We start from the raw sequence: 26,439 nt of genomic DNA on the forward strand, positions 1-26,439 counted from the left end.
GGGGAGAATACGTTCTGCCCAGCTTCCAAGGTTTGCTTGAATTGCCAATTTCAAAATTTCTGCGTTTTTTGATAGTCGGCTTGCTCAACACCGGTTTCGGTTACGGATTGTTCGCAATTCTGAGCCTGCTTGGCATGCCATATCCCGTAGCGATCGGACTGGCGACCGTTGCCGGGATCGCGTTTAACTTTCAGACCACCGGTCGACTCGTATTCGACGGCGCGCCGCGCAGCAGGCTCGTGCGTTTTGCCGCGGTTTATGTCCTGATTTACGGGCTTAATGTGGGTGGGGTTGCACTCTTGCTTGCGGCAGGTCTCAATCTTTATGCCGCCAACGCGATAGTCCTGCTCCCGCTTGCATTGATCGCCTATAAGATGCAACAGAAATTCGTCTTCGCCATGCCATGAAAAAAATCACAGTAGTCACCCCTTGCTATAACGAAGAGGACAACGTCGAAGAGGTCTATGCGCAGACTCGCGCGGTGTTTGGTGAAATCGAGGGCGTCAGTTACGAACACCTGTTTATCGATAACTGTTCGACTGATCGTACCGAAGCGCTGCTACGCAAACTGGCAGCCGCCGACCCGAAGGTCAAGGTCATCCTGAATGCGCGCAATTTCGGCCATATCCGCTCACCCTACTATGGACTGCTGCAGGCGACTGGCGACGCTGCGATCCTGCTGGTGGCAGACCTGCAAGATCCGCCGGCACTTATGAAAGATTTTGTCGCGCACTGGCTTGACGGTGAAAAAATTGTTGTCGGCGTGAAACCAAGCTCCGAAGAGTCCTCGCTGATGTTCTCGCTGCGCCGCCTTTATTACCGTACCGTCACAAAGATCGCCGACGTCAAGCTGATCCAGAATTTCACGGGCTTCGGCCTGTACGACCACAAGGTACTGGAGGTACTGCGACGCATCGACGATCCATATCCTTATTTGCGCGGCCTTGTTTCCGAGGTTGGTTACGAAGCGGTGCAAATCCCCTACAACCAGCCGCGACGCCTGCGGGGCATTACCAAAAACAACTTCTATACGCTCTACGATATTGCGATGCTCGGCATTACCTCTCACTCGCGCGTGCCGTTACGGCTCGCGACGATGATCGGTTTTGCGCTGTCGGGCTTGAGCTTGCTGGTCTCCCTCGTCTATCTGTTACTCAAACTGCTGTTCTGGAACCAGTTTTCGATGGGCACGGCACCGGTACTGATAGGCGTGTTCTTTCTCGCATCGGTACAGCTGTTTTTTATAGGCTTGCTCGGAGAATATGTCGGCGCGATCCTGACCCATGTCATGAAACGTCCGCTCGTCGTCGAACGTGAACGCATTAATTTCGATAACTGAGACGGCCGAGCCGACAACTCCATTCGGTAGTGTAATTTTCTGAGCCTTGTTCGAGCTGCTGCTCGGGACCTGCACCGATCTGGTTGTCGTCGATCGAAATGTGGGATGGTGTCATCGGTGTCCACGCGCTGGCCAATCACGACTGTGCCACGCTCAGAAGCTGGCTGCTCGACAGCAACTGGTACCTGACCTACGGCCGCTTTTACCTTGCCGATACGCTTCGGCCATTGCTGTCAATCTGGATATTTTCAAGCTCTGGATCACCGTGATGGTGCTCGGTATCGCCGGGGAAGTACGCCGCCTTGGGAGGACATCTTTAAAACATTGAACCAGCGGTTGCCGCATGGCTACCTGCCGCCGTATTGAGCTTCCCGCTCTGGCATGTTTTCTTCGGCTACATGCCAATGCTCGGCCATATCGCCAGATCAGTAGCGAGCAGCCAGGCTGCGTTCTGGCCGAAGAATCAGTCGCAAAATCATTTAATTACTTTTTATAACCATAAATGTCATTGTTGGCAAGAGACTATTTACTTATTTTTTATAACTAAAACCCCATTAACCTCATGCAGTGATTAGCGATTTCACGCGGTGTTTGCTGTCCGCAAACAACAGTGCATGGGACCTGTAGGGCGGCGTCGAATCGATAAGCACGCTTATATCAACAACATTAGGAGACCTGATGAAGACCAAACTATTTGCACTTTCCGTGCTGTCCGCTGCCAGTTGCGCCGCTCAGGCCCAAAGCTCCGTCACGCTGTATGGCGCGGTTGATACCTATTTGGAAGTCGCGTCTGCTGGCAACGGCAATGTGACACGCGTCTCCAGCGGGGGAGCCATGGGTTCGCGTTTCGGGTTTCGCGGTACGGAAGACCTCGGCGGCGGCCTGAAGGCGAATTTCGTGCTGGAGGCCGGCTTTTTAACAGACACGGGCGCCGGCACAGGTACTGCAACCATCCCCACCAGCACCGTGCCGACTGGGGCCAATTACATGTTTCAGCGCCTGGCGACCGTGGGCTTGAGTGGTGACTTCGGCGCCGTCAATATTGGCCGCCAGTACACGCCGCATTTTGGAACCATGGCGGCTTTTGACCCCGCCGGATTCACGATGTCCGGCGCCCTGAACTATTACGCGGGCCCGGGCGTAGGCATCAACGGTGGCTCGCTCTCCGACGCCACCACGCGCCGCGACAACTCCATCCAGTACACCACGCCGACCTGGAACGGCTTCAAGGCCAATGTGTTTTATGCCTTCGGCGAATCGACCGGCGCGGGCGGCCAGCCCAAGTCCACCGGCAATGTACTCAATATCGCGGCCGGCTACAGCAGCAGCACGCTGGCGGCGCAAGTCAGCTACCTGACGGAAAAAACCATCTACATAGTTGGCAATACCGATAAATACACCGACGTCGCCGTCTCCTACGATTTCGGGGTCATCAAGCCTTCGGCCATCTTTGTACGCCGCCGCGGCGACACGACCGGGGCGCCCGCGCTCGATGCCTACCAGATCGGCGCATCGGCCCCCATCGGCGTTGGCAAGTTGATCGCCACCTACGGCCAGCTCAAGAACAAGACCACGGCCAATGCGGATTCCAAGGCCATAGGCCTGCGCTACGACTACCCACTGTCCAAGCGGACCACGATCTACGGCGGCGCGACCAGGATCAGCAACCAGGCCAACGCCGGCTACACCATCAGCGGCGGCGGCGGCAGTTCGGCAGGCCTGGCGCTCTCAGCCGTCGGCCAAAGCCCGAAGTCGGTGTACGCGGGTATTGCACACGTGTTTTGAGGCTGCAGCTATAAATTAATTGAACCCGAAAACACTTCGGGAGCACCCCAAAAAGCCGCATGGCGTGTCAATCACGCCATGCGGCTTTTTTTATGGGCGCCTCGCCGGCGGAACACCGTATCCAGGCGCGCGTTCCGGCCGGTTCATAAATGATGGACCAGCTTCATGTCCGGGCGGTCCAGCCACCGGGCATATTCTTCGGCAAGCTGCCCGGCTTTCGATGTCGCCAGCGACCATGCGCGTATGCGTGCCTGGATGTCAGCGCCATAGCGCATGAAGTCCGCGCGGTCCGGAAGCTTGCCGCCGGGCAAGGTCTTGATCCACTCCGGGTTGGGGGCGAGCAGCACCATGTTGTCCAGAAAATGTGTGGCACCGTGCCGCCACTTCAGGCCCTTGTCGAGCCAGCCTGGCACCACGGCTCTCTGGAAATGCGGGTACAGCACCAATCCCGGCGATGACCCCGCCTCCCCTGCCGTGCCCCCGCGGTGATAGTTCAGGTGCAGGTGGTAGTCTGTGATGCCCCCATCCCAGTAGGCGCCGGGCGGCGCGCCGGGGATGTTGCGCACGGAGCGCAGCACAAAAGGGATGGAACAGCTGGCCTGAAGCGCCGGCTGAAAATTGGCTTCGTCCATCGGCACCTGGCGGGTCCGGTAGTCGGCAGTCGCAAACGGCAAGGGGGCGTTCCGGGTGGAAAACACGACGCGCTCCAGCCACGCGCCCATGGCCTTGCGGTGCAGGCTGTTGGTGAGGAAGGCACCGAAGTAGCCCAGCGGCGTGGCCACCTTGTGCTCACGGCCCAGCATGTGGCGGCCACGCGAGGTGACGATGTGCAGCCGATAGCGGGGATTTCCAATCACTTCCTGCACCCTGCCCCCGTAGAAAACCTTCAGGCTCTGGCCGAACTGCTCGCTGACGGCATCGGCGGTCGGGCGCTTCTGGCCGGGCTTGAGTTCGTAATGCTGGTGGATGTAATCGGTTTCGAGGCGCTGAAATGCGGCCGCCGGGTTGGCCAGGCAGGCCGTGGCCATGCGCCATGCGCCTATGGACGCACCGACCAGGTCCACCGGATGGCTGCTTTGCGCCAGCCAGTCCCCAAAGATAAAGCGGTCCAGTGCGCCAAGGATCAAGCCCTTGGGTCCGCCTGCCGCCCCGGGTACCACGGCAATGTCTGCCGGCTTGAGGCCGTTTTGCTCGATATGCCGGCGTGCCTTGGGGCCGGCGTAAATGCGGAGGGCTTGCATGGAGGTGGATGGTTGCTATTATTTTGATAGCTGGTTGCGCCCGTCAGTCAAGCGCCAGGGCCTGATTTAACCCTAAAAATGGGTCAATTCATGCCTTTCTGGCGACCTGACGTCATGCGCACAATTATTTCTTCAGTGCCGCCAGCTTGCTGAAGGCCGACTCCATGGCGGTCGCGGCGGCCGGTTGTGGTGCGCCTGGGCGGCTTCCATAGTTGCCGCCGCGGTTTTGCCCGCCCGGCGGCCGCGCGCTTTCAAAGCGGTTGTCACGCGGGCCGTCGCGGCGGGCCGGTGCGGCGTCGAGCTTCATGGTGAGTCCAATGCGCTTGCGCGCCACATCGACTTCGGTGACGCGCACTTTGACGATGTCGCCGGTTTTTACGACCTCACGCGCGTCGGTCACGAACTTGTTGGAAAGCTGGCTCACATGCACCAGGCCGTCCTGGTGCACGCCGATGTCGATAAAGGCGCCGAAGGCGGCCACGTTGCTGACCGTGCCTTCCAGCGTCATGCCTTCCTTCAAATCCTTGATGTCTTCCACACCGTCGTTAAAGCGCGCCACCTTGAAGTCGGGGCGCGGGTCGCGGCCGGGCTTTTCAAGTTCGGCAATGATGTCCTTGACGGTGATCACGCCGAACTGCTCATTGGCAAACAGCTCCGGCTTCAGGGTCTTGAGCATTTCGGCCCGGCCCATGAGCTCGGCCACCGGCTTGCCGGTGTGGGCCATGATCTTTTCAACCACCGGGTAGGTTTCGGGGTGCACGCCGGTCATGTCCAGGGGGTTGCTGCTGCTGCGCAGGCGCAGGAAGCCCGCGCTCTGCTCAAAAGTTTTGGCGCCCAGGCCGGTCACCTTGAGCAAATCGGCACGGCTGGCAAACGCGCCATTGGCATCACGCCAGCGCACCACCGACTTGGCCACCGTTTGCGACAGGCCCGACACGCGCGCCAGCAGCGGCACGCTGGCGGTGTTCAGGTCTACGCCGACGCTGTTCACGCAGTCTTCGACCACGGTGTCCAGGCTGCGCGCCAGGTCGCTCTGGTTCACGTCGTGCTGGTACTGGCCAACGCCGATCGATTTCGGGTCGATCTTGACGAGCTCGGCCAGGGGGTCTTGCAGGCGGCGCGCAATGCTGGCCGCGCCGCGCAGGCTCACGTCCACGTCGGGCATTTCCTGCGAAGCGAATTCACTGGCTGAATAAATGGAGGCACCGGCCTCGCTGACCACGACTTTTTCAATGGCCTGTTCCACTTTGGCCATTCCCTTGATCAGGTCCGCTGCCAGCTTGTCGGTTTCGCGGCTGGCTGTGCCATTGCCGATGGCGATCAGGTTGACGCCATGCTTTTCGCACAGCCTGGCCAGCGTGTGCAGGGAGCCATCCCAGTCCTTGCGTGGCTCGTGCGGGTAGACCGTGGAGGTCTCCACCAGCTTGCCGGTGGCGTCGACCACGGCCACCTTCACGCCGGTACGAATGCCCGGGTCCAGACCCATCACCACGCGCGGGCCGGCGGGCGCCGCCAGCAGCAGGTCGCGCAGGTTGTCGGCAAACACCTTGATGGCGACTTTCTCGGCCTCTTCGCGCAAACGGGTAAAGAGGTCGCGCTCGAGCGAAAGGCTGAGCTTGACGCGCCAGGTCCAGGCCACGGCCTTGCGGATCAAATCATCCGCCGGGCGTGCCTTGTGGCTCCAGCCCAGGTGCAGCGCGATCTTGCCTTCGGCGATGCTGGGCTTGCCGGGCTCGGCCTGCTCGGGCAACACCAGCTTGGCATCCAGAATCTCGAGCCCGCGGCCGCGAAAGACCGCCAGCGCACGGTGCGAAGGCACACGGCCAATCGGCTCGTCGTAGTCGAAGTAGTCACGGAATTTGCTGTTGTCGGCGTTGTTCTCGTCTTTGCCGGTCACCAGCTTGGAGCTGAACAGCCCTTCGCTCCAGAGCCAGTGGCGCAGCGACTGCACCAAACCGGCATCTTCGGCCCAGCGTTCACTGAGGATGTCGCGCACGCCGTCGAGCACGGCTTGCACAGTGGTGAAGTCGTCACCGCTTTCGTTCTTTTCGGCCTTCACAAAGGCCGCGGCTTCGTCGGCAGGTACCAGCGACGGGTCGGCAAACAGCTTGTCGGCCAGCGGCTCGATGCCGGCTTCACGCGCAATCTGGCCCTTGGTGCGCCGCCTGGGCTTGAAGGGCAGGTACAGATCTTCGAGGTCTTGCTTGGTGGCGGCAAACTCGATGGCTGCACGCAACTCGGGCGTGAGCTTGCCCTGCTCTTCAATGCTTTTGAGCACGGCTTCGCGTCGCTCTTCCAGCTCGCGCAGGTAGCCCAGCCGGTATTCCAGCTCGCGCAACTGGATGTCGTCCAGCCCGCCGGTGGCTTCCTTGCGGTAGCGCGCGATGAAGGGAACCGTGGCGCCGCCGTCAAGCAGCTCTACGGCCGCCTTGATCTGGTGTTCCTGGACTTTGATTTCTGCCGCGATCTGGCGGATGATTTTCTGCATATTGAAAGAGATGTTCGAAAAAGCTCGGAAAAAGAAGCAAAAGAAGGTCAATAAAGGGGCAAATGCCCGCCCGGCGATGCAGCCTGCCCTGGCGGAGAGCCGTTGTCTGTGCGCCGAGTACAAACTGACGCTAAGGGTCGGCATTGTCCCACAGCGCCAGCGCTGTTTTGCTTCTGATAATGGCCCTTGGCTTAAAGCAATTTCTTACATTTTCTGGGGAGAGACACATGCGGACTCGCACAATTTTTTTGGTGGTGGCCATGCTGCTGCTGGCGGGCTTTGTGGCCCTCAATGTCGATGAATTCAGCCGTGTGAGCATGCTCAGCCTGGGCTTTACCACCGTGGAGGTGTCGCTGGGCTTCGTGATGCTGCTCTTGCTGGTGGTTGCCACGGTGGTGTTTCTGGCCTCCACGCTCTACATGCAAAGCACCAACTTGCTGGAAACCCGGCGCTACGCACGCGAGCTGAACACGCAGCGTGAGCTGGCTGACAAGGCCGAGGCCTCTCGTTTTACCGAACTGCGGAGCTACCTGGAGGTGCAGGCCCTGGCCGCACAGCACCGGGAAGCCGCCGCCGCCACTGTGCTGGCCGAGCGCTTTTCGCAGCAGCAACAGGCATTGCTGGCGCGGCTGGAGCAGTCGGACAACACCATGGCCGCCCACATGGGCCAGCTCCAGGACCGGCTTGAGCGGCATGGCGGCATTCCTCATCTGGAAAAAGACTCGGAGACCATGCCGCTGGTTTGAGTGCCTGAATACCGGTTGCGCCGCGTCCTTCTTTTCTTTTATTAACCGGGCCCGGCAGGTGTAAGAACCGGCGAAGTCCATCGACCAATGGGGGTCTGCAATCCACGGAGACCCTCATGCTGCACACCGCGCCCCCACGGCCTTCCAGCCGCAATACCCCGCTGATCACCGCAATCGTCCTGATGGCATTGACGTCCAGGGCCTTGTCCGCACAAAACGCTTGCGCCATCAGCTCAGGGCCGACCATCACGCCGGTCGTTGAGCTGTATACCTCTGAGGGCTGCAGCTCCTGCCCGCCCGCTGACAAATGGGCTTCGTCGCTGAAAGGCAGTGGGGCCGTGGTGCAGGCCTTTCACGTCGGCTACTGGGACTACATCGGCTGGGTTGACCGTTTTGCCGCGCCCGCCTACACCAGCCGGCAACGCGAAATAGCGTCCAGGAATAATCTGCGCAGCATCTATACACCGCAGGCCGTACTCAACGGCAAAGACTGGCCCCGCTGGGGTGGCAGGCCTGCCGACAGCAAGGAACCCGCGCGCGCCAGCATCGTGCTCAGGCAACTCGGGCCGGACCAGTTTGAAGCCAGCGTCACCCCGATGCCCGCACCGCAGGTGTCACCGTCCTGGTCAGCCTACTGGACCGTCACTGAACATGGGCACAACTCCAAAGTGAAAGCCGGCGAAAACGCTGGAGAGGTTCTCCAACACGACTTCGTTGTGCGCCAGTACACCCAAGCCGGGGAATACAAAAGCAGTGGAACCGGGCCGCAAAAACTGGCCTTTCGCAGCATTGCCCCAACCCAGGGCCATGAGCGCCAGGTGAATCTCGTGGTGTTCGACCCTCAAACCGGCAAGACCCTGCAGGCCGTCAGCCTTCAATGTGCCGCGTAAAGCACGGCCGCTGAAGGACTACCGCCTGGCGCACCGTACAGGCGGGGCAACGCGAGGCCTCGGGCTTGCCGCACAATGGCGCAATGGATTCCCCGCAATCACCGCCCTGCGCTCCTTCGCTGGTTTTGCGGCCGCCCGGGGCCGCCGACTATGCGGCGCTGGCCACATGGGTCCAGGATGCCAGCACCTGTCTGCGCTGGGCCGGCCCCAAGCTGAAGTTTCCGTTTGAACCCGAGCGGCTCCCGGTACTGCTGGCTGAACCCGGCGCCTTCAGCTTTGTCATGAGCCGGGGTCCGGCAGAGGCGCTGGGCTTTGGGCAATTCTGGGTGCGTGAGGCAGGTGCTGCCCATCTGGCCCGCATCATCCTGGCGCCCGGCGCGCGCGGCCAGGGTCTGGGTTCGACGCTGTGCAGGCTGCTAATGGCCCAGGCGGCCCGTGACACCGGTGCCACAGCTTTCACACTGCGCGTGTACCGTGACAACCACCCTGCGCTGACCATCTACGAAGGCCTCGGCTTTGCAGTGATTCCCGAGTTTTCAGACGACAGCATCTTTTTCATGCGCAGGGAAGCGCAAAACGGCATGCAGGCGATACAGGCCGAAGGGTGTCCATAGTGCCCATCGATAAACTGTGGGGCCGTGCTGTTGCGGCCACGTCCCTGCACTCCTTTTTCTTTTCGATCGATGCTTTCACTTTTTCTTAAATGCCTGCTGGGTGCGCTTGCCGTGCTGGTTATTGCCCTTCTTTCCCGGTCGCGCAGCTTTTTCATCGCCGGCCTGGTGCCGCTGTTTCCCACCTTTGCCCTGATTGCGCACTACATCGTGGGCAGCGAACGCTCCGCGGCAGACCTTCGCACCACGGCACTGTTCGGCCTGTGGTCCCTCATCCCCTATGCGGTTTACCTGCTGGTGGTGTACTGGCTCAGCGTGCGCGCGGCACTGCCCGTCACGCTTGCCTGCGCCACACTGGCCTGRGCGCTTGCTGCGGGCGTGCTGCTGCTCGGCTGGAGCCGTGCCTACCCTTCGGCGCTTTAAGGAAAACAGATATGGGCAAATTCAAAAAAGTGTTGCGGGCCATTTTGCTTGCGCCTGTCGCGCTGTTTTTGCTATTTGAAGAATGGGGCTGGGAGCCGCTGGCCGCCGGCTTTGCAGCACTGGGGCGCCTGCCCTGGTGGGGGCGGCTGGAGCGCTGGATCACCCGCTTGCCGCCCTGGGCTGCGCTGCTCGCCTTCGGCGTGCCGGTGCTGGCGCTGATCCCGCTGAAGCTGCTGGCGCTTTACCTGTTCGGCCTGGGGCATGTCACTGTCGGCCTGGCGCTGATACTGGCGGCCAAACTCACCGGAACCGCGCTGGCGGCACGCCTCTTTCAGCTGACCCAGCCTGCACTCATGCAAATGCCGTGGTTCGCGCGGCTCTACACCCCCTGGAAAGCCTGGAAGGACAAAATCATGACCCAGGCCAGGGCGTCGTTGCCATGGCGCATGGCCCGCCGTTTCAAGACGCGGGTCAAGCTGGCAGCTGCGCGGCTCCTGGCCGCACTGAAAGCCGTATTGTCATGAGCGCCAGGCTCACTGAATTCAACCGCAGCCCTTGACCATGTTCGACTTCATCACGCCACCTTTGTACATCCGCCTGTCGCCTTACCGGCTGACGGTGCGCAATGTGAAAACGGGCGCTTTCATTTCCGAAGTGCCCGAAATTGCGATTTCCCGCAGCCTCAAGCCCAAAGTGCTGGGCGCGGGCGATGACGCCGCCCTGCATAAATCGAGCAAGTCGGCACAGGTCCTCAATCCTTTCAGCCACCCGCGCTCCATGGTGTCCGACTTCACCCACGGTGAGCAGGTACTGAAGGCATTCGTCCGTAAACTTCAGGCCAGCCACGTGCTGGCTCCCGCGCCCCGCATGGTGTTCCATCCTCTGGGCGAGCCCGCAGGTGGTTTCACCCAGGTGGAAATACGGGCCCTCCATGAGATGGCCCTGGGGGCCGGCGCTTCAGAAGTCACCATGTGGCAGGGCCCGGAATTGACAGACGAGCAGGTGCTGTCGCGCAGCTACCCTTCCACGGGACAGGTACTGGAATGACCGCAACCGCCGGCACGGGCATCAGTGACCTGCGCGCGCTCACCCGGCAATTCCCCCACCAAGGGCGGCTTGAGCAAATTTTGCTGAGGCCAGCCCGCCGCAGCCCGGTGCTCAGCGTTGCAACCGTGACAGCACTGGCCGGCCGCGGGCTGGAAGGCGACCGGAGCGCGGCGGCGCCTGCCATTCGCCCGGAAAGCAGCAAACGCCAGGTCACCCTGATCCAGGCCGAGCACCTGCCCGTGCTGGCCGCACTGGCCCGGCTTGGCGCGGTGGAAGCCGCGAGCTTGCGGCGCAACCTGGTGGTGTCGGGCCTGAACCTGCTGGCGGCGAAGTCCCTTTTCAGGGACCAGCCCATGGTGCTGCACATCGGCGATGTGGTGCTGGAAATCACCGGCCCGTGCGAACCCTGTTCGCGCATGGAGGAAGTGCTGGGCCCCGGCGGATACAACGCCATGCGCGGCCATGGCGGGTTGACGGCGCGTGTGTTGCAGGGTGGCTTGCTGCGCGTCGGTGATGCCCTTGTCTGTGAATCTGCCAAATCCGATCGGGAGTCTTCGGCTCAACCGCTATTGATTTGATAGCTGCTTGCGCATGACCAGTAAGGAATAGGGCGATTTTTTTCATTATTTAAGATCTCAAGCCCCGCCGCCCAACCGCGAACCAGCACGGGTATTTCGCTTCCCTCATACTTGTTCCTCATCCACTTTTTGGCGCAGCGGCTTTCCATGAACAAAACTTCGGTCGACAAGCAAAAAATCAAATTCCTGCTGCTCGAGGGCATTCACCCCTCCGCGGTGGAGGTTCTCAAGGCGGCAGGTTACTCGCAGATCGAAAGCCTGGCCGGCGCGCTGCCCGATGACGAACTCAAGGCCAAAATCGCCGACGCGCATTTTGTCGGCATCCGTTCCCGCACCCAGCTCACTGCCGATGTATTTGCCCAGGCCGGCAAGCTGGCGGCGGTCGGCTGCTTTTGCATCGGCACCAACCAGGTCGACCTGAACGCCGCCCGCGAACGCGGCATTGCGGTGTTCAACGCGCCTTTTTCCAATACCCGCTCCGTGGCTGAGCTGGTATTGGCCGAGGCCATTTTGCTGCTGCGCGGCGTGCCCGAGAAAAGCGCCGTGGCGCACCGCGGCGGCTGGCTCAAGTCGGCCGAGAACGCCTACGAAATCCGCGGTAAAACGCTGGGCATCGTGGGCTACGGCTCCATCGGAACGCAGCTGTCGGTGCTGGCCGAAGCGCTGGGCATGCAGGTCGTGTTTTTTGACGTGGTAACCAAGCTGCCGCTGGGCAACGCCCGGCAGGTAGCCCAGCTCAAGGACCTGCTGGCCCAGTCCGACGTGGTGAGCCTGCACGTGCCCGAAACCAAAGCCACCCAATGGATGATGGGCGCAGCAGAAATCGCCGCGATGAAACCCGGCAGCGTGCTGATCAATGCCTCACGCGGCACGGTGGTGGAAATTGAACCGCTGGCCGAGGCGCTGAAGCAAAAAAAGCTGCTGGGCGCGGCAATCGACGTGTTCCCTGTGGAGCCGCGCAGCAACAAGGACATTTTTGAATCGCCCCTGCGCGGCCTGGACAACGTGATCCTGACGCCGCACGTGGGCGGCTCGACCATGGAAGCGCAGGAAAACATCGGCATCGAAGTGGCCGAAAAGCTGGTGAAGTACAGCGACAACGGCACCTCGACGTCTTCCGTCAACTTCCCCGAAGTGGCACTGCCGGCCCACCCGGGCAAGCACCGCCTGCTGCACATTCACCGCAACGTGCCGGGTGTGCTGTCGGAAATCAACAAGGTGTTTGCGGCCAACGGCATCAACATCGCATCGCAGTACCTGCAGACCAACGAAGCTGTGGGTTATGTGGTGATCGACATCGACGCGGCGCACTCCGACATCGCGCTGGCCAAGCTGGCCGAGGTGCCCGGAACCATCCGCAGCCGGGTTTTGTTTTGAACCGGGCTTCAGCCACGGCGCGCAACCGCTATCAAATATATAGCTGGTTGCGCCCGTCTCTATTGGGTTTCAGCCACTTTCCCAAGGAAAAGACCAGATTACTGCGCTGCCGGCGGCTGTAAACCCAGCAAGGTGGCCAGAGCCGCCGTTGACAATGAACCTTCATGTGACACCGTGGCGCCGGTCTGCGCGTGGGTTCCGACGATGGTGGGGATCGAAGCGAAACCCAGCCTGGTCATCAGCTCGGTGTTTTTGGCGACGGCTTCTTTTTGCGCGTCGATATTGCTGGCCGCACTGATGCCGCCACGCCGGGCCTGCAGCGACGTTTCATGCGCGTCCATGGCAGCCACCGGGTCGCTGGCCGCCAACAGGGTTGCCCCCTGGGCCGTACTGGCGGCGTTGAGCATGCCAACCGGGATCCAGACAAACCTGGCCTGGGACTTCAGCGGTTTTGCCGCTTCCCACAGGGCGCCGCAGTGCGGGCATTGCGCATCAAAAAACACATACACCGTGCGCTTGCTCATTAAAGCGCCGGCCGAAAAGCCTTTGGCGCCGGCTTCGATGGCGGCCACGGATACCGGTTCGGTGACAGCCTTTGCCGACGGGCTGCCGGGCGCGGTGCCCGGCGCATCGTTACAGCCGGCAAGCAGCAAGCCGGCCGCGACAACGGCAGCCAGGAAAAGGTGGTTCAGGAATTTGGACATCATCAAAAAAGTTGAATGAAGGAGCGGCAAGGATAGCGCAGCGGCGCTATTTCGACAGCTTGTCCGCCAATTCACCCGCCAGCATGAAGAACTCCGGCGCGCGCTGCACCGACACGTGGGTGGCGTTCATTGCATACGTGACGCGGGTTTTGACGCCGCGCGCCTGCAGCGCCCTGACATAGGCCTCGCTGAACTGGGGCAATGTGTTTTCGTCCTTGTTGCCCACCACCACGCTGATCTGCGTATCCGGGTTGATTTTCTCCGCTTCAGCCAGGGGTGAAAGGCTGCGGCTCCAGGCGCCGGATTTGCCCGCAGAGCTGTTGCGCCATTGCCGCCATGCCGGCACATCGCAGGGGCATCCGGCCAGCAAATAGGCATCAGCGCTGCCCGGAAAACGGCTGGCCAACAAGGCCGCCATGGCCGCGCCGCCCGAGTGGCCAATCAGCAGGATCTTCCTGCCGGGGTTGAGGCTGCGCAGGCTGCCCAGTGCGGCGGCGATGATTTCGGCGTTGCGGGGTGTGTAGTCGTCGTCCCCGGGGCCGGACTCGCCGTCCGATACGCCCAGTTCGCTGCGGTAGCCGGGGCGCTGCATCGCCACTGTGACGGCCTGGAGCTTCTCGGCCAGCAAGGCTGCTGTGCCGCTGTCCGCGTTCAATTCCGTGCGCCCGCCGTTGTCGCCGTGCAGAAAGACGACCAGTACCTTGGGTGTGATGCGGGATGTTTGGCCAGGCGCCAGCTTGCGGATGACAAGGCATTGCCGGGCGTCCCCTGCCCGTTCAATGCCGTCGGCAAGTTTTCCGTCGGGGCACTTCACCGGTTGTGCCAACGCGCCTGCCCCCGCCAGCCCAAGCAGCAGGCCGGCCCAAGCAAGGTAGCCGCGGCCCATCAGGCCCCGCGAAGCGCGGCTTTCAGTTGCTGGCCAATTTCAGGCTTGTCGGCAAACGGATCCGTCGGGTTGCGCGCCTGCAGCACGTCTTCAAGCCGTGTCTGCACGGAGTTGATGGCTTTGGGGTGGCTGTAGATGTAGAACTGGTTCTTTGCGATGGCGTCAAACACCAGTTTCGCCACATCGGCGGCGCTCACCTTGCCGGAGCCGACTGCCTTGCCGGTCATGGCCTGCTGGATCATCTGGCTCCTGGTCGGCTTTTCCGCGCCGAGTTCGGCCGGGCGGTTGCGGTGGCTCATGCCGATGCCTGTGGCTACAAAAAATGGGCACAGCACCGAGGCACCAACCTGATCGGTCACCAGGCCCAGGTCCTGGTACAGGGTTTCGCTGAGCGCCACCACGGCGTGTTTGCTGACGTTGTAGACGCCCATATTCGGCGGGTTCAGCAGCCCGGCCATGCTGGCGGTGTTGACGATGTGGCCTTGCCAGAATGGGTCTTTGGCGGCTGCTTCCAGCATCATCGGCGTGAAGATGCGCACGCCGTGCACCACACCCATGACGTTGACGCCCAGCACCCATTCCCAGTCCTTGACGCTGTTTTCCCAGATCAGACCGCCCGAGCCAACGCCGGCGTTGTTAAAAACGAAATGCGGCGCGCCGAAGCGCTCGAACACGGCCTTGCCCATGGCTTCCATCTGCGTTGCGCTGGAGACGTCAAGCTTGAACGAAAGCACCTGGGCACCGGAAGCCTTCATCTCTTCGGTGGCTTTGTCCAGCGCATCCTGCTGCACGTCAACCAGCACGAGGTTCATGCCCAGTTGGGCCCCCAGGCGTGCGCATTCCAGGCCAAAGCCCGAGCCCGCGCCGGTCAGCACTGCCGTTTTACCTTTGAAATCCGTGATCATGGTTCGCTTTCCTTGATGAATATCTTGGTGTCTTGAAGAACAGGAAAATTGTCCGTGCACCCTGTCGCCACAGCTGTCGCTCAGGTAACTATTCAGGCAACCCGCAGCATCTCGATGTGCGGTATGCCGTCCTCGATGTAGGGCTGGCCGGTATTGGCAAAACCGTGCTGCAGGTAGAACTGCTCAAGCCGTGCCTGTGCACCTATGCGGATGGGTTGCGGGCCCCAGTGCTGCTGCAAACGGCCAACGGCCTCTTTCATCAGAACATGGCCAATGCCGCCGCCGCGTGCCGAAGCATGCGTGACCACGCGGCCTATGCTGGCCTCCGCAAACTTCACGCCCGCGGCAAAGCAGCGCGCGTAGGCTATCAGCCGCCCTTCCCTTATGCCCAGCAAATGCATGGCTTGCATGTCCGCGCCGTCCATGTCCTGGAAACTGCAGGCCTGTTCGACCACAAACACTTCGCTGCGAAGCTGCAAGATCTCATAAAGCTCAAGGGTGGTCAGCGCGTCAAAGGGAAGAAAACGCCAGGAAATAACGGAGGTGCCGGAGATGCTCATGCCGGGGCTGCAGCCTTCAGGGTGTAACCGATGCGCGGGAAATGCACATGCACGGTGCCGGCACGCGCATCGGTGCGGCGCAGCGTGTAATGCATGCGGGTGGCGGCGATCAGCTCGCCCTCGGTAGGCTCCGGTCCAAAACTCTCGCCGCTGACCAGCACCTGGCTGCCCAGCGCAATGCCGTGTTCGTCCTGGAACAGGTCACCCGGCAACGGCGCCGGCGTGGATGCGGCGGCCAGTGCCACAGCCTCGGTGGAGCTGAATTTTTCAATGCCGCCATGGCCAATGGCGGCCATGCGGTCCATCCATTCCAGCACGGCCGGCGTGAGGTTCAGGATGCCCGCGAGCACCGGTGTTTGCACCCGCGTGAACCACAGCGGGTGGTACATCGCGAAATCGGCGATGCAGGGCACATCACCCAGTAAAAAAGGCCGGTCGTCGAGCATGTCCGAGATTCGGCGCAAATAGGACTTGTAGGCTGCGGCGGCATCGCTGGAGCGCAGGCGCGGCATGCCGATGCTCATGGCCTTGCGGTCTTCGCCGAAGGCGCGGGCGGCTTCAGGTGGCGCCTTTTCGAAAATCTGGGCCACACCCTTGGGCTGCGTGTTGTAGGCCATGGAGGTCCAGAACAGCGTGTTGTCGGCCCAGTGCGCCAGCGTGCGCGCCAGGCCCTTGCTGGGCTCCGGGTACACCGAAGGCTCGGGCTGCAGGTGTTCCAGTACGTCGCTGATCAAGGCGGTGTCGCAATAAATGTCGGCACCGATTTGCAGGATAGGCGTCTTGCGGTAGCCGCCGGTCAGCGCCACCACGTCGGGCTTGGGCATGATCATCGGGATGACGACGGACTTCCAGGGCAGGTTTTTGTAGCCCAGCATCAGGCGGGTTTTTTCGGCAAATGGCGATGTGGGGTAATGGTGAAGGATCAGATCGCTCATGGTTGTCTCCGGGTGTTCTGGGTGTCTGGAAATTCAGCGGGGCATGGCCCGCGCGATGAGGGTGTCGAAATCGGTGCCGACGCCCAGCGTGCCGAAAGCATGGCCCCAGTTGCCTGCAATGCGCGAGTCGCAAAAAGCGCTGAAGACGGCAGCGGGCGCGGTCTGGTACAGCAAGGCGGCCTGCACCGCCAGCGCGACGTCCTGCGCGAGCCGCCGTGCCTCCACTTCAGTCGCCATTTCTTCCACACGTGTGGGCAAGACGGCGGCCAGCCGGTCCAGCGCCGGATGCGCGCCTTTTGCGGCGGCCAGTTCCTGGTCCAGGGCCGCCACGGCATCGGCTTTGCGCAGCGCGCGCAAAAGGTCCAGCGCCATGATGTTGCCCGCGCCTTCCCAGATCGAATTGAGCGGCATTTCACGGTAAACGCGGGCCATGACGCCCTCGCCGCCCTCTTCCACATAACCATTGCCGCCCAGGCATTCCATCGCCTCCTGGGCGAAATGGCTACCGCGCTTGCAGATCCAGAACTTGGCGACGGGTGTCAACAGGCGCGCCATGGCGGCCTCGTGGGCATCGCCTGTGTGGTCGAAAGCTCGGGCCAGGCGCATTGCCAGCGCAGTCGCGGCTTCGGATTCAAGCGCGAGGTCGGCCAGCACGTTGCGCATCAGCGGCTGGTCAATCAGCAGCTTGCCGAAGGCTTTTCGCTGCGAGGTGTGGTTCAGCGCCAGGGCCAGCGCCTGCCGCATCAACCCGCTGGTGCCCAGCGCGCAGTCCAGCCGGGTCATGGTGCCCATTTCGAGGATTTGCGGAATGCCGCGGCCTTCGCCCCCGACCAGCCAGGCCTGGGCGTTTTCAAATTCCACTTCAGAACTTGCGTTGGCCTTGTTGCCCAACTTCTCTTTGAGGCGCTGGATGCGGATGGCGTTGAGGCCGCCGTCAGGCAGCACGCGTGGCAGGAAAAAGCAGGAAAGGCCGCTTTGGGTTTGGGCCAGAACCAGGAAGGCGTCGCACATGGGCGCCGAGAAAAACCATTTATGGCCGGTGATGGCATAACGTTCGCCCCAGCCGTCGCGGCCTGCGGGCTCAGCGCGCGTGGTGTTGGCCCGCACGTCGGAGCCGCCCTGTTTTTCCGTCATGCCCATGCCCATGGTGAGGCCGGCCTTGGCCTGCCATAGCTTGAGTTCGGGGTCATAGGCGCGGCTCGCCAGCTTGGGGCCCCAGTCGGCGTAGATGACCGTGTTGCCGCGCAGCGCGGGCGTGGCCGCGTAGCTCATGGAGATGGGGCACAGGATGGAGGGCTCGAGCTCGGTGAAGAGCATGAAACCCGCCGCGCGCTGGACATGGGGTGACGGGTTTTCTTCAGACCACGGAGAGCCATGCAGGCCCGAACCCGTCGCGAGTTTCATGAGCTCGTGATAACTCGGGTGAAATTCCACCTGGTCCACACGACGGCCGAAACGATCATGGCTGTGCAGCGCCGGCCCATGCACATTGGCCAGGCGCGCGTGGGTCTGCATGGCCGTGCTGCCCAGCTTCGCACCGAGCTGCCTCAGCTCGTGCGTGTCCAGCGCTGGCGCATTAAATTTCAGCGCGTCGCGCAGCGGGCGATTGGTGTCAAACAGGTTGTAGTCCGACAGCGCTGCGGGCTGGTTGAAGACTTCATGCGTCATGTCCACCTCCTTTTGACCGCGCCGTGGTCGGGTCAGATCAGCTTGACCAACTGCTTGCCGAAGTTTTTGCCTTTGAGCAACCCGAGGAATGCTTCGGGCGCCGATTCAATCCCCTGCGCCACGCTTTCACGCGGGCGCAGCTTGCCGGTGCCCACCAGCGTGCCGAGTTCCTTGAGCGCTTCGGGCCAGACTTCCATGTGCTCGGCCACGATAAAGCCCTGCAGCTTGAGGCGGCTGGTCAAAATCAGCGCCGGATAGGCCAACGGCATGGGCCGGCCGTCGTAGCCGGCGATCATGCCGCACAGCGCGATGCGGCCGAAAGCGTTCATGCGCGGCAGCACGGCGTCCAGCACCATGCCGCCCACGTTTTCAAAGTAGCCATCAATGCCATCCGGGCAGGCGTCCTTGAGAGCCTTGGTCAGCGAAGCGGCATCGGCGTGCACTTTGTAGTCAATGCAGGCGTCAAACCCGAGTTCATCGACGGCATATTTGCATTTGTCGGGGCCGCCGGCAATGCCGACGGCGCGGCAGCCGCGTGCCTTGGCGAGTGCGCCGAACGCGCTCCCCACGGCGCCGGTAGCGGCGCTGACCACCATGGTCTGGCCGGCTTGGGGTTCAATAATTTTCACCAGGCCGTACCAGGCGGTGACGCCCGGCATACCGACCGCGCCCAGGTAGTGCGAGAGCGGTACGTGCGTGGTGTCGACCTTGCGCAGCGCGCCGGGCTGGTCGGCATTGACCACACTGTATTCCTGCCAGCCGCCCATGCCGACCACCTTGTCGCCGGGCTGGAATTTGGGCGAGCGGCTTTCCACGACCTCACCTGCCGTGCCGCCCAGCATGACCTGGCCCAGCGGATGCGGCGCAGCATAGCTCTTGGCATCGCTCATGCGGCCACGCATGTAAGGGTCCAGGCTCAGGTAATGGTGGCGCACCAGCACCTGGCCATCCTGCAGGGGCGGCGTGTCGCTGGAGACCAGCATGAAGTTGCTGGCGATGGCTTCGCCGGTGGGGCGGTTGTCGAGCAGGATTTGCTGGTTGATGGGCATGGAAGTCTCCTTTTTGTTGGTCAGGGAAGGCAGGCGATTTGCTATTTATTTGATAGCTGCTTGCGCCGGTTTTTATTGGGCTGGGCTGTGATTTAACCAATTATTCAGTTCAATCGGTTGATATGCCGCCGCCTGATAGATCCGGTGCGCCGGTGTTTTGGGCGGCGGTGGCAACCCGCCGCACGTACTTGAAGGTGCCCGTGGAGTGTGCACAGGCGCGGCCTTCCGCGTCATACAGCGTGGCCTCGGTAAACGCCATGGTGGTGCTGCGATGCATGAGCCGCCCCTTGGCTGTAAGCCGGCTGCCGTCACCAGGCGCCGGCCGCATGAAGCTGGTCTTCATCTCGATGGTGACCACGCCCATGTCTTTCTGTACGCTGCGCGCGGCAGTTGCCATGGTCACGTCCAGCAGCGTCATGATGGCGCCGCCGTGCGTCACGGCAAATGAGTTGAGGTGTTCGGGCTTGGGCGCATAGCCAATGGCCGAAGCACCGCCTTCAAACAGCTCCAGCTCAAAGCCGAGGTGGTTGACGAAAGGGATGTCGGCGCCGAAGTTCATTAACTGTTCCCAGCCCATTTCTTGCTCACCCCCCGGTTACGACCGAAACGCCACCATCGACGGCCAGCCACTGGCCCGTGATGTGTTTGCCGGCATCCGACGCGTACAGCACGCACAAGCCCTTCAAATCCTCGTCGTCGCCCAGGCGGCCGAGCGGTGCATGCGAGGCCAGCTTTTCCTCGCCCAACGCTTTCAGCGTGCCCACGGTCATCCGGCTCGGGAAAAAGCCCGGGCAAATTGCATTGACGGTGATGTTGTACTTGCCCCATTCGCAGCCCAGCGCGCGCGTGAAGTTGATGACGGCGCCCTTGGAGGTGTTGTAAGCCACGGTGGTCATCTCGCGCGGATTGCCGCCCAGGCCGGCGATGGAGGCTACGTTGATGATGCGGCCGGACTTGCGGGCGATCATGCTGTGTTTGGCGATGTGCTGGCTCAGGATGAAATAGCCGCGGATATTGAGGTTCATGACCTTGTCCCAGGCCTCAACCGGGTGGTCTTCGGCGGGCGCGCCCCAGGCGGCGCCGGCGTTGTTGACCAGGATGTCGACATGGCCCAGGCGCTTGATGGCCTCGTCGGCCAGCGCCCGGATGTCTTCTTCTTTGGAGCAGTCGGCGGCGATCCAGTCGACGTCGATGCCGGCGGCTTTGAGCTCTGCAGCGGACTCGACCAGGTCTTCGGCCTTGCGCGAACTCAAAATGACTTTGGCGCCGGCTTCGCCCAGCGCCTGGGCCAGTTGCAGTCCCAGGCCGCGTGAGCCGCCGGTCACGAGTGCGGTTTTGCCTTTGAGGTCGAACAGCTGCTGGATGGTACGGGTCATGAAAGTTGTCTCCTGTTGGGTGTCATCGGGCTTGCCGGGTGCCGCATCGGGACTCCGGCAAGGATGGGGTTGCAAATAATGTGTCGGGTTCAGCCGTGGTTGCGATCTCGATATCGGGATGCGGCGGTCTGCCATATTGGCACAACATCAGGCCTCCTGCAGGTTGCGCTGTCGTGGTGGCGACTTCCGGCCGCTACGAACTGACGTTGATGCGGGAGCGCACGTAAACCAGCGCCGCGCCAACCACCGCCACAATACCGCCCAGCACCACCATGGACCAGCCGATGGCATCGTCCAGGCGCTGAACCGACAGACCCAATACCAACGTCAGCAGCCCGCCGTAGATCAGGACCCAGATCAGGGTCTGCAAGCGAGCCACGGCCTTGTTGGAAACAGGGTCAGCGGACGGTTTGAAAAAAGCCATTAAAACGCCTCCTCGGGCAAATCGGCACAGGTCAGGTCGCGGGTTTCAACGACCTTGAGCCAGGCACCGATCTTCGGTAATTCGTAATGATAAAAATAGCGTGTAGCGCCCATCCGCCCTGCGTGAGCAGCTATCGAATTGGTAGCGGATTGCTGCAATGCCAGGCTGGCCAGCGCCACGTCCAGCCAGATCCACGCCAATACGGTGTGGCCGAAGGCCTGCATGTAGGGTACCGCATTGGCCAGCGCCTCGCCAGGCTCGCCCGCGGCCCACGCCGCCTTGGTGGCGCTGCCCACATGCTGCAATGCCTTGGCCAGTGCGTTGGCATGGGCTGCGAGTTCAGGCACCTGAATCGCCTTTTCAACCGTGGCGTTGATACGCGCTGCCAGCAATTGCAGGCCCCTGCCCCCTTCCATCAGCACCTTGCGGCCCAGCAAATCCATGGCCTGGATGCCATGCGTGCCTTCATGGATCATGTTCAGGCGGTTGTCGCGCCAATACTGCTCGACCGGGAAGTCGCGCGTGTAGCCGTAGCCGCCGTGTACCTGGATGGCCAGCGAATTGGCCTCCAGGCACCATTCGCTGGGCCAGCTCTTGGCAATCGGTGTCAGCACCTCGAGCAGCAGGCGCGCGTCGTCGGCGGCCTGCGCGTCGGCCGTGTGGTGTTCATCAACCAGGCGGGCGCAATACAGCTCCAGCGCCAGCGCGCCTTCGCAGTACGCTTTTTGCGCCAGCAGCATGCGCTTGACGTCGGCGTGCTCGATGATGCGGATCTGCGGCTGGGAGGCGTCTTTGCCCACGGCACCGGCGCCGTTCTTAGATCCTCCGCCGACGGGCCGGCCCTGGGGCCGGTTTTTGGCGTAATCGAGGCTGGCGTAGTAGCCCGCCATGCCCAGCATGGTGGCGGCCGTGCCCACGCCTATACGCGCCTCGTTCATCATGTGGAACATGCAGCGCAGGCCCTCATGCGGCTTGCCTACCAGGTAGCCGACCGCGCCGGCCTGGCCGTCCACCGGGTATTTGCCCTCGCCGAAGTTGAGCAGGGTGTTGGTGGTGCCGCGCCAGCCCAGCTTGTGGTTCAGGCCCGCCAGCGCCACGTCGTTGCGCACGCCGGTGAGTTCGCCTTGGGTATTGACCATTTTCTTGGGCACGATGAAGAGCGAAATGCCGCGTGTGCCGGCGATCAGCTTGCCGTCCGGCCCCGGTATCTTGGCCAGCACCAGGTGGATGATGTTGTCGGTCAGCTCGTGCTCGCCGGCCGAGATCCACATCTTGTTGCCCTTGAGGCGATAGCGTGGGCCCAGCGGGTCGGCCTCAAAGCCGTCGCCATCCGGGACGGCGCGCGTCGTCACGTCGCTGAGCGAGGAACCGGCCTGCGGTTCGGACAAACACATGGTGCCCGAGAAGCGGCCCGAGAACTCATTTTTTGCAAAGACTTCCTTCTGCATGTCGGTGCCGTGCACCATCAGCAGGTTGGCGTTACCAGTGGTCAGCAGGCCCGAGCCGATGCTGACCGAGGCCATGGCGAAGAAGGCATTGGCCGCCGCTTCCACCGTATAGGGCAGCTGCATGCCGCCGACTTCATAGTCCTGCGCGGCGCTGAGCATGCCCGAGGCCGCGTAGGCCTTTTGCGCGTCGTGCGTGGCCTGCGGCAGGATGACTTTTTCGCCGTCGAAGTGCGGCTCCTGCGTATCCACTATGCGGTTGAACGGTGCATACTTTTCACGCGCGATGCGTTCGCAGGTGTCGAACACCGCGTCGAAGGTTTCGCGTGAATGGTCGACGAAACGCTCGCGCTGATTGAGCGACTCGGCACCGAGCCATTGGTAGAGCAGAAAATCGAGGGTCGGCCTGAGGCTCATGACGACCTCCCCGAAACGGCGGGCGTCAAGGCAGGAAACGCCTGCCCTTTCTGAAGGAGCAGGGTTTCATTCATTATGATGCCCGGTTCAGAGGACTTCGTAAATGCCGGCTGCGCCCATGCCGCCGCCAATGCACATGGTCACGCAGACGCGCTTGGCGCCGCGGCGCTTGCCTTCGATCAGCGCGTGGCCCGTCAGGCGCTGGCCGGTCACGCCGTAAGGGTGGCCGACGGCAATCGCACCGCCGTTGACGTTGAGTTTGTCCATGGGAATGCCCAGCTTGTCGGCGCAGTACAGCACCTGTACGGCGAAGGCTTCGTTCAATTCCCACAGATCAATGTCGCTGATCTTCAGGCCCAGCTTGGCCAGTACCTTTGGAATGGCGAAGACCGGGCCAATGCCCATTTCATCGGGTTCGCAACCGGCGACGGCAAAGCCGAGGAAGCGGCCCAGGGGTTTAAGGCCCTTTTTCTCCGCCAGGGTTTCGTTCATGACAACCACGGCGCCGCCGCCGTCGGAGAACTGGCTGGCATTGCCGGCCGCGATCACGCCGCCAGGGATGGCCGGCTTGATGCCGCTGATGCCTTCCTTGGTCGTGCCTTCGCGGATACCTTCGTCCTTGCTGACGGTGACCTCTTTGGTGGTCAGGCCCATGATCTTGTCGGCCACGCCGGCTGTCACGGTGATGGGGGCGATCTCAGCTTCAAAGAGGCCCGCAGCCAGCGCGGCCGTGGCCTTTTGCTGGCTCAGCGCGCCGTATTCGTCCATGCGGTCGCGCGAGATGTTGTAGCGTTTGGCGACCTGCTCAGCGGTCTGGAGCATGTTCCAGTAGATCTCGGGCTTGTTCTTGGCGAGCCAGGTTTCCTGCAGCATGTGGGTGTTCATTTCCTGCTGCACGCAGGAAATGCTTTCGACGCCGCCGGCCACGTAGATGTCGGCTTCACCGGCGATCACGCGCTGGGCCGCCAGGGCGATGGTCTGCAGGCCGGACGAGCAGAAACGGTTGACCGTCATGCCCGATACCGTCACCGGGCAGCCGGCGCGCAGCGCAATCTGGCGTGCGATGTTGGCGCCGGTGGCACCTTCGGGCGTAGCGCAGCCGATGATCACGTCATCGACCTCTGCGGCCTCGATGCCGGCGCGCTTGAGCGCGTGCTCAACGGCGTGTCCGCCCAGGGTGGCGCCGTGCGTCATGTTGAAGGAGCCCTTCCAGCTTTTGGCCAGGGGGGTGCGTGCGGTGGAAACGATTACTGCTGAAGTCATGGAATTCTCCGGATTCTGGGACGTTGATCTGTGCGGTCTGCTGGACTTAGGTAGACAGGTTGAAGGTCTTGCCTTCGGCTGCAAGCTTGGCCAGCAGGGGTGCGGGCTTCCAGAATTTGGCGTCGTCCAGCGGGTTCTGCGCGAAGCGGTTCATGCTTTGCACCACATTGAAGAGGCCGACCTGGTCGGCGTACAGCATGGGGCCACCGCGGTAGACCGGGAAGCCATAGCCCATGATGTAGACCATGTCGATGTCGCTGGCCTTGGAGGCAATGCCTTCTTCCAGGATGTGCGCGGCTTCATTTACCAGCGAATACACCAGGCGCTGCACGATTTCCTCGTCGGAAATCTTGCGTGGCGTGATGCCCAGGCTCTTGCGGTGGTCTTCAATCATCTTGACGACTTCAGCGTTCGGGATCGCGTCGCGCTTGCCGGGTACATAGTCGTACCAGCCGGCGCCGGTCTTCTGGCCGAAGCGGCCTTTCTCGCACAGCAGGTCGGCCGTTTTGCTGTATTTCATGTCCGGCTTTTCGGTGTAGCGGCGCTTGCGGATCGCCCAGCCGATGTCGTTGCCGGCCAGGTCGCCCATGCGGAACGGGCCCATGGCAAAGCCGAATTTCTCGATGGCCTTGTCGACCTGCTCGGGGGTGCAGCCTTCGTCGAGCAGGAAACCGCCCTGGCGGCCGTATTGCTCGATCATGCGGTTGCCGATAAAGCCGTCGCAGACGCCCGACACCACGGCCGTCTTTTTAATCTTTTTACCCACGGCCATCACGGTGGCCAGCACGTCCTTGCCGGTCTTGGCGCCGCGCACGACTTCCAGCAGCTTCATCACATTGGCCGGGCTGAAGAAATGCAGGCCGACCACGTCTTGCGGACGCTTGGTGAAGTCGGCGATTTTGTTGACGTCCAACGTCGAAGTGTTGGACGCCAGGATGGCGCCCGGCTTCATCACGCGGTCCAGTTCCTTGAAGACCTTCTCCTTGACGCCCATTTCTTCAAACACGGCCTCGATCACGAGGTCGGCGTCTTTGAGGTCGTCGTAGCTCAACGTGGTGCTGAGCAGGCCCATGCGCTGGTCATATTTATCCTGCTTAAGCTTGCCCTTCTTGACCTGGGCCTCGTAGTTCTTGCTGATGATGCCGAGGCCTTTGTCCAGGGCCTCCTGCTTCATCTCGAGAATCTTGACCGGGATGCCGGCGTTCAGGAAGTTCATGGCGATACCGCCGCCCATGGTGCCGGCGCCGATCACGGCCACCGAATTGATCTCGCGCTTGGGCGTGTCTTCCGGCACGTCGGGGATCTTGGAGGCCGCACGCTCAGCCATGAAGATATGGCGCAGCGCGCGGCTTTCGGGTGTCCACATCAGGTTGATGAAGCACTCGCGCTCAAAAGTCATGCCGTCTTCGAATTTCTTCTTGGTCGCTGCTTCGACCGCGTCCACGCACTTGAGCGGCGCGGGGAAGTTCTTGGCCATGCCCTTGACCATGTTGCGGGCGAACTGGAAATAAGCGTCGCCATTGGGGTGCTTGGCGCGCAGGTCACGCACCAGCGGAAGCGGCCGGGTGTCGGAAATCGATTGGGCAAAGGCCAGGGCTTCCTGGGCCAGCGATTCGGGCGAGGCAGCAAGCTTGTCGAACAGTTTCTGGCCGGGGATTTGCGCGAGCAGTTCGCTCTTGACGGGTTCGCCGCTCACGATCATGTTCAGGGCCGGTTCCACGCCGAGCACGCGCGGCAGGCGCTGCGTGCCGCCGGCGCCAGGCAACAGGCCGAGCTTGACTTCAGGTAAGGCCACGTTGGTGCCAGGCGCGGCGATGCGGTAGTGGCAGCCCAGGGCCAATTCCAGGCCGCCGCCCATGCAGACGGAATGGATCGCGGCGACGATAGGCTTGCCGGAATTCTCGACCGCGCGGATCACGCTCAGCAGATTGGGTTCGATCAGCGCCTTGGGCGTGCCGAACTCCTTGATGTCGGCGCCACCCGAAAAGGCTTTGCCTGCGCCGGTGATCACGATGGACTTGATGGCGGCATCGGCATTGGCCTTCTGGATGTTGTCGGTCAGGCTCAGGCGCGTGGCGTGGCCCAGGCCGTTGACGGGTGGGTTGCTCAGTGTGATGAGCGCGACGGGGCCGTGAACTTCGTAAAGGGTGGTCATTGCGTTGCTTCTTTCCTTGATGGAGTTTCAGTTTTTGGTTGTCTCGGCTGGCGCTGCGGCCCGGCACGCGCTGGTCGGGTGCACAAAAAAGTACGACCGTTCTTTTTCCATTGTAGGGGGCGTTTGT

At 62.0% G+C, this 26,439-nt stretch carries 26 protein-coding genes; 11 read left to right on the forward strand and 15 right to left on the reverse strand.

The features are described from left to right. Window positions 1–32 precede the first annotated feature (32 nt). The 3 genes from AC1DZE_RS17510 to AC1DZE_RS17520 all read left to right on the forward strand — a co-directional run bounded on the left by AC1DZE_RS17510 (window position 33) and on the right by AC1DZE_RS17520 (window position 3,124). Window positions 33–407: a GtrA family protein gene (locus AC1DZE_RS17510; protein ID WP_477669545.1), complete on the forward strand. Its 375-nt coding sequence runs from the start codon at window positions 33–35 to the stop codon at window positions 405–407. Next, window positions 404–1,339 carry a glycosyltransferase family 2 protein gene (locus AC1DZE_RS17515; RefSeq protein ID WP_477700357.1) on the forward strand — a complete coding sequence of 312 codons (936 nt, stop codon included), beginning with the start codon at window positions 404–406 and terminating at the stop codon, window positions 1,337–1,339. The genes AC1DZE_RS17510 and AC1DZE_RS17515 overlap by 4 nt, the downstream gene beginning before the upstream one ends. A 678-nt stretch (window positions 1,340–2,017) precedes the next feature. Beyond that, window positions 2,018–3,124: a porin gene (locus AC1DZE_RS17520; RefSeq protein ID WP_477700358.1), complete on the forward strand. Its 1,107-nt coding sequence runs from the start codon at window positions 2,018–2,020 to the stop codon at window positions 3,122–3,124. Window positions 3,125–3,267: 143 nt separating this feature from the next. Here AC1DZE_RS17520 and AC1DZE_RS17525 read toward each other — a convergent pair whose 3' ends face one another. Next, the gene (locus AC1DZE_RS17525; RefSeq protein ID WP_477700359.1) at window positions 3,268–4,365 is read right to left on the reverse strand and encodes a patatin-like phospholipase family protein; all 1,098 of its coding nucleotides are present in this window, start codon (window positions 4,363–4,365) and stop codon (window positions 3,268–3,270) included. A gap of 124 nt (window positions 4,366–4,489) precedes the next feature. Further along, window positions 4,490–6,853: a Tex family protein gene (locus AC1DZE_RS17530; protein ID WP_477700360.1), complete on the reverse strand. Its 2,364-nt coding sequence runs from the start codon at window positions 6,851–6,853 to the stop codon at window positions 4,490–4,492. Window positions 6,854–7,080: 227 nt separating this feature from the next. Here AC1DZE_RS17530 and AC1DZE_RS17535 point away from each other — a divergent pair, with 227 nt between their 5' ends. The 8 genes from AC1DZE_RS17535 to serA all read left to right on the forward strand — a co-directional run bounded on the left by AC1DZE_RS17535 (window position 7,081) and on the right by serA (window position 12,525). Further along, the gene (locus AC1DZE_RS17535; RefSeq protein ID WP_457280877.1) at window positions 7,081–7,599 is read left to right on the forward strand and encodes a hypothetical protein; all 519 of its coding nucleotides are present in this window, start codon (window positions 7,081–7,083) and stop codon (window positions 7,597–7,599) included. A gap of 116 nt (window positions 7,600–7,715) precedes the next feature. Further along, window positions 7,716–8,489 (forward strand): DUF1223 domain-containing protein, encoded by a 774-nt coding sequence (locus AC1DZE_RS17540; RefSeq protein ID WP_477673670.1) that lies wholly within the window; start codon window positions 7,716–7,718, stop codon window positions 8,487–8,489. 83 nt (window positions 8,490–8,572) lie between these two features. Then, window positions 8,573–9,103: a GNAT family N-acetyltransferase gene (locus tag AC1DZE_RS17545; protein ID WP_477669539.1), complete on the forward strand. Its 531-nt coding sequence runs from the start codon at window positions 8,573–8,575 to the stop codon at window positions 9,101–9,103. Between the two features lie 69 nt (window positions 9,104–9,172). Further along, entirely contained in the window at window positions 9,173–9,523 is a 351-nt protein-coding gene (locus AC1DZE_RS17550) for a GlpM family protein (protein ID WP_477700361.1), read from the forward strand. 11 nt (window positions 9,524–9,534) lie between these two features. Further along, on the forward strand, window positions 9,535–10,047 hold the full coding sequence (locus AC1DZE_RS17555) for a hypothetical protein (protein ID WP_477669537.1): 513 nt from the start codon (window positions 9,535–9,537) through the stop codon (window positions 10,045–10,047). Window positions 10,048–10,084: 37 nt separating this feature from the next. Next, entirely contained in the window at window positions 10,085–10,570 is a 486-nt protein-coding gene (locus tag AC1DZE_RS17560) for a rod shape-determining protein (protein WP_477669536.1), read from the forward strand. Then, the gene (locus AC1DZE_RS17565; protein WP_477673672.1) at window positions 10,567–11,148 is read left to right on the forward strand and encodes an MOSC domain-containing protein; all 582 of its coding nucleotides are present in this window, start codon (window positions 10,567–10,569) and stop codon (window positions 11,146–11,148) included. The genes AC1DZE_RS17560 and AC1DZE_RS17565 overlap by 4 nt, the downstream gene beginning before the upstream one ends. Window positions 11,149–11,295: 147 nt before the next feature. Further along, window positions 11,296–12,525: a phosphoglycerate dehydrogenase gene (gene serA / locus AC1DZE_RS17570; protein WP_477669534.1), complete on the forward strand. Its 1,230-nt coding sequence runs from the start codon at window positions 11,296–11,298 to the stop codon at window positions 12,523–12,525. A gap of 98 nt (window positions 12,526–12,623) precedes the next feature. Here serA and AC1DZE_RS17575 read toward each other — a convergent pair whose 3' ends face one another. The 13 genes from AC1DZE_RS17575 to AC1DZE_RS17635 form a co-directional block, all read right to left on the reverse strand. Beyond that, window positions 12,624–13,232, reverse strand: coding sequence for a thioredoxin domain-containing protein (locus AC1DZE_RS17575; RefSeq protein ID WP_477700362.1), 609 nt, complete (start codon window positions 13,230–13,232; stop codon window positions 12,624–12,626). A gap of 43 nt (window positions 13,233–13,275) precedes the next feature. Beyond that, on the reverse strand, window positions 13,276–14,115 hold the full coding sequence (locus AC1DZE_RS17580) for an alpha/beta hydrolase family protein (RefSeq protein WP_477700363.1): 840 nt from the start codon (window positions 14,113–14,115) through the stop codon (window positions 13,276–13,278). Further along, the gene (locus AC1DZE_RS17585; protein WP_477669531.1) at window positions 14,115–15,020 is read right to left on the reverse strand and encodes an SDR family oxidoreductase; all 906 of its coding nucleotides are present in this window, start codon (window positions 15,018–15,020) and stop codon (window positions 14,115–14,117) included. Before AC1DZE_RS17585 ends, AC1DZE_RS17580 begins: the two co-directional genes overlap by 1 nt. 92 nt (window positions 15,021–15,112) lie before the next feature. Then, on the reverse strand, window positions 15,113–15,580 hold the full coding sequence (locus AC1DZE_RS17590; protein WP_477669530.1) for a GNAT family N-acetyltransferase: 468 nt from the start codon (window positions 15,578–15,580) through the stop codon (window positions 15,113–15,115). After that, a complete protein-coding gene (locus AC1DZE_RS17595) occupies window positions 15,577–16,515 on the reverse strand; it encodes a glutathione S-transferase family protein (protein ID WP_477700364.1) in 939 nt (312 codons plus the stop codon). The genes AC1DZE_RS17590 and AC1DZE_RS17595 overlap by 4 nt, the downstream gene beginning before the upstream one ends. Window positions 16,516–16,548: 33 nt before the next feature. Beyond that, window positions 16,549–18,189: an isovaleryl-CoA dehydrogenase gene (locus tag AC1DZE_RS17600; RefSeq protein WP_477700365.1), complete on the reverse strand. Its 1,641-nt coding sequence runs from the start codon at window positions 18,187–18,189 to the stop codon at window positions 16,549–16,551. 26 nt (window positions 18,190–18,215) lie between these two features. Beyond that, complete coding sequence (locus AC1DZE_RS17605) at window positions 18,216–19,232, reverse strand: NADP-dependent oxidoreductase (protein ID WP_477700366.1); 1,017 nt, start codon at window positions 19,230–19,232, stop codon at window positions 18,216–18,218. Window positions 19,233–19,341: 109 nt separating this feature from the next. Then, a complete protein-coding gene (locus AC1DZE_RS17610) occupies window positions 19,342–19,791 on the reverse strand; it encodes a PaaI family thioesterase (RefSeq protein ID WP_477700367.1) in 450 nt (149 codons plus the stop codon). Window positions 19,792–19,816: 25 nt separating this feature from the next. Next, entirely contained in the window at window positions 19,817–20,608 is a 792-nt protein-coding gene (locus AC1DZE_RS17615) for an SDR family oxidoreductase (protein ID WP_477672349.1), read from the reverse strand. A 193-nt stretch (window positions 20,609–20,801) separates the two neighbouring features. Next, on the reverse strand, window positions 20,802–21,032 hold the full coding sequence (locus tag AC1DZE_RS17620) for a hypothetical protein (protein WP_477669524.1): 231 nt from the start codon (window positions 21,030–21,032) through the stop codon (window positions 20,802–20,804). Next, complete coding sequence (locus tag AC1DZE_RS17625) at window positions 21,032–22,894, reverse strand: acyl-CoA dehydrogenase (RefSeq protein ID WP_477669523.1); 1,863 nt, start codon at window positions 22,892–22,894, stop codon at window positions 21,032–21,034. Before AC1DZE_RS17625 ends, AC1DZE_RS17620 begins: the two co-directional genes overlap by 1 nt. An 87-nt stretch (window positions 22,895–22,981) precedes the next feature. Beyond that, entirely contained in the window at window positions 22,982–24,157 is a 1,176-nt protein-coding gene (locus AC1DZE_RS17630) for an acetyl-CoA C-acyltransferase (RefSeq protein WP_477669522.1), read from the reverse strand. A 46-nt stretch (window positions 24,158–24,203) separates the two neighbouring features. Beyond that, window positions 24,204–26,312 (reverse strand): 3-hydroxyacyl-CoA dehydrogenase NAD-binding domain-containing protein, encoded by a 2,109-nt coding sequence (locus AC1DZE_RS17635; protein WP_477700368.1) that lies wholly within the window; start codon window positions 26,310–26,312, stop codon window positions 24,204–24,206. Window positions 26,313–26,439: the final 127 nt, after the last annotated feature.

The sequence above is a fragment of the Polaromonas sp. P1_F1 genome (assembly GCF_056405795.1).

What these genes read in the sequence shown, in the direction of transcription:
- AC1DZE_RS17515 (WP_477700357.1), top strand. Translation starts at nt 404, where the DNA reads ATGAAAAAAATCACAGTAGTCACCCCTTGCTATAACGAAGAGGACAAC.
- AC1DZE_RS17520 (WP_477700358.1), top strand. Translation starts at nt 2,018, where the DNA reads ATGAAGACCAAACTATTTGCACTTTCCGTGCTGTCCGCTGCCAGTTGC.
- AC1DZE_RS17525 (WP_477700359.1), bottom strand. Translation starts at nt 4,365, where the DNA reads ATGCAAGCCCTCCGCATTTACGCCGGCCCCAAGGCACGCCGGCATATC.
- AC1DZE_RS17530 (WP_477700360.1), bottom strand. Translation starts at nt 6,853, where the DNA reads ATGCAGAAAATCATCCGCCAGATCGCGGCAGAAATCAAAGTCCAGGAA.
- AC1DZE_RS17535 (WP_457280877.1), top strand. Translation starts at nt 7,081, where the DNA reads ATGCGGACTCGCACAATTTTTTTGGTGGTGGCCATGCTGCTGCTGGCG.
- AC1DZE_RS17540 (WP_477673670.1), top strand. Translation starts at nt 7,716, where the DNA reads ATGCTGCACACCGCGCCCCCACGGCCTTCCAGCCGCAATACCCCGCTG.
- AC1DZE_RS17545 (WP_477669539.1), top strand. Translation starts at nt 8,573, where the DNA reads ATGGATTCCCCGCAATCACCGCCCTGCGCTCCTTCGCTGGTTTTGCGG.
- AC1DZE_RS17555 (WP_477669537.1), top strand. Translation starts at nt 9,535, where the DNA reads ATGGGCAAATTCAAAAAAGTGTTGCGGGCCATTTTGCTTGCGCCTGTC.
- AC1DZE_RS17560 (WP_477669536.1), top strand. Translation starts at nt 10,085, where the DNA reads ATGTTCGACTTCATCACGCCACCTTTGTACATCCGCCTGTCGCCTTAC.
- AC1DZE_RS17565 (WP_477673672.1), top strand. Translation starts at nt 10,567, where the DNA reads ATGACCGCAACCGCCGGCACGGGCATCAGTGACCTGCGCGCGCTCACC.
- serA (WP_477669534.1), top strand. Translation starts at nt 11,296, where the DNA reads ATGAACAAAACTTCGGTCGACAAGCAAAAAATCAAATTCCTGCTGCTC.
- AC1DZE_RS17575 (WP_477700362.1), bottom strand. Translation starts at nt 13,232, where the DNA reads ATGATGTCCAAATTCCTGAACCACCTTTTCCTGGCTGCCGTTGTCGCG.
- AC1DZE_RS17580 (WP_477700363.1), bottom strand. Translation starts at nt 14,115, where the DNA reads ATGGGCCGCGGCTACCTTGCTTGGGCCGGCCTGCTGCTTGGGCTGGCG.
- AC1DZE_RS17585 (WP_477669531.1), bottom strand. Translation starts at nt 15,020, where the DNA reads ATGATCACGGATTTCAAAGGTAAAACGGCAGTGCTGACCGGCGCGGGC.
- AC1DZE_RS17590 (WP_477669530.1), bottom strand. Translation starts at nt 15,580, where the DNA reads ATGAGCATCTCCGGCACCTCCGTTATTTCCTGGCGTTTTCTTCCCTTT.
- AC1DZE_RS17595 (WP_477700364.1), bottom strand. Translation starts at nt 16,515, where the DNA reads ATGAGCGATCTGATCCTTCACCATTACCCCACATCGCCATTTGCCGAA.
- AC1DZE_RS17605 (WP_477700366.1), bottom strand. Translation starts at nt 19,232, where the DNA reads ATGCCCATCAACCAGCAAATCCTGCTCGACAACCGCCCCACCGGCGAA.
- AC1DZE_RS17610 (WP_477700367.1), bottom strand. Translation starts at nt 19,791, where the DNA reads ATGAACTTCGGCGCCGACATCCCTTTCGTCAACCACCTCGGCTTTGAG.
- AC1DZE_RS17615 (WP_477672349.1), bottom strand. Translation starts at nt 20,608, where the DNA reads ATGACCCGTACCATCCAGCAGCTGTTCGACCTCAAAGGCAAAACCGCA.
- AC1DZE_RS17620 (WP_477669524.1), bottom strand. Translation starts at nt 21,032, where the DNA reads ATGGCTTTTTTCAAACCGTCCGCTGACCCTGTTTCCAACAAGGCCGTG.
- AC1DZE_RS17625 (WP_477669523.1), bottom strand. Translation starts at nt 22,894, where the DNA reads ATGAGCCTCAGGCCGACCCTCGATTTTCTGCTCTACCAATGGCTCGGT.
- AC1DZE_RS17630 (WP_477669522.1), bottom strand. Translation starts at nt 24,157, where the DNA reads ATGACTTCAGCAGTAATCGTTTCCACCGCACGCACCCCCCTGGCCAAA.
- AC1DZE_RS17635 (WP_477700368.1), bottom strand. Translation starts at nt 26,312, where the DNA reads ATGACCACCCTTTACGAAGTTCACGGCCCCGTCGCGCTCATCACACTG.